At 51.0% G+C, this 1,681-nt stretch carries 1 protein-coding gene; it reads left to right on the top strand.

The features are described 5' to 3' along the window. The first annotated feature begins 71 nt into the window (after positions 1-71). On the top strand, positions 72-1,595 hold the full coding sequence (locus ACYVJM_RS32005; protein ID WP_461152192.1) for an IS1182 family transposase: 1,524 nt from the start codon (positions 72-74) through the stop codon (positions 1,593-1,595). Positions 1,596-1,681: the final 86 nt, after the last annotated feature.

Here is a 1,681-nt window from a genome sequence, read left to right as displayed (position 1 = left end):
GTGGCTGTTGCACAACTCTGCCAGTGCCTAAAACTGCATGATAGATGGAGTTTTTGTACCTTCAGCTATCTATGCAAGGCAGAAAACACGACCGCGAAAAACTCATCACCTCTTTCCACCTTTCCAGCCGCATTCCGAAAGATAATTTCTACCGTCGGCTGAAGGAGACGCTCGATCTGAGATTCCTGTATGAACACACCGAAGCCTGTTATGGCTCGACCGGCAATCCCTCGATTGACCCAGTTGTCTTCTTCAAGTTCATGCTCATCAGCTACCTGGAGAATATTACCTCTGACCGTAAGCTGATTGAGCACTGCTCCATGCGCATGGATATGCTGTATTTCCTGGGCTACAACATTGATGAACCGCTTCCCTGGCACTCTACGTTGAGCCGTACCCGTCAACTTTACCCAGAAGCACTTTTTGAGCTACTATTTGACAAGGTATTCAGCCTGTGCGTGGCCAATAATATGGTAGCTGGTCGGCGAGTAGCTATCGACTCAGCCCCTGTCAAAGCCAATGCGTCGATGGAACGACTGCTCGAAAAACAACCTAATCTACCTAGTCCCAGGCTGGTCCAGTCGGCGGAGGATCAGCCCGGGACTTCCATAGCTACCCTCAGTCCCCGGCAAGCTGCGCCAGTGATTACCGCTGCCGATCATCAGCTAAGACAGTTAAAAAAGCGCCAGCAAAACTTGAAGCATGCACCAACAACTCTAGGAGCTGGCAACGAAAAGGCAAAGTTATTGAGTAACAAAACCCATTACAGTCCTGCCGATCCCGATGCTCGTATTTCGATCAAGCCGGGTAAAGCCCGCAAACTCAACTACAATTGTAGCTTGGCAGTGGATACCGCTCAAGGGGTCATCAGTCATGTGCAGGCCGATTTTGCCGATGGTCGGGATAGCCAGTCGCTACCCGATATTACGCTGAAGCTTCAGCAGCGGTTGGCCAATAATGAACTGCGTCTAGAGGAGATACTGGCTGATTCTGGGTACTCCAATGGGAGTAACTACGCCTTGCTGGAGCAATGGAACATCATCGGCTGGATACCCGTCTTCGGCCAATACAAGCCCCAAATCGAAGGCTTTCCCTATGCCCCTGAAAGCGATCACTTTACCTGCTCGCAGGGTAAGCGTTTAGTGTTTAAGACGTTTGACAAGACCGCGGATGGCGGCTGGCTAAAAGTCTACCGGGCGGATTATCAAGACTGCCGACAATGCCCCCTCAAACCCACCTGTGTGCCCAAGAGTCAGTGTCGACAGATTACTCGGACGGCCTATGATCCCTTTTATCGGCGAGCTTTGGCGCGTCAGCAAAGTCGGCGAGGCAAGCGTATGAAACGGCTTCGCCACCAGACGGTTGAGCCGGTCTTAGGGAGTTTAGTGGAGCACTACGGCATACGCAAACTAAATGTACGCGGCAAAGCCGGGGCTCACAAGGTGATGCTAATGGCGGCTATTGCCTTCAATCTGAAGAAGTATATGAAGTTCACGCCCAAGTCTATTGTCAGCCAAGCCATAGCCCTAAAGGTGGACTGGTCATTGGCTTCTGGGGACACTTTTCTGGGCTTTGGCGTGCTTTTTCTCAACTAAGCAGGGTAGACAATGGTAGAAAATCTCATTCGCCAATTCAGCCGCTGAAAAATCGATGTTGGAAGCAGAGTTGTGCAACAGCCACG

This window comes from Spirosoma pulveris (assembly GCF_054781875.1).
This window is presented reverse-complemented; position numbering and strand designations above follow the sequence as displayed.

Bases quoted from the DNA above. Each gene is read 5' to 3' on its own strand.
- ACYVJM_RS32005 (WP_461152192.1), top strand. From the start codon at position 72: ATGCAAGGCAGAAAACACGACCGCGAAAAACTCATCACCTCTTTCCAC.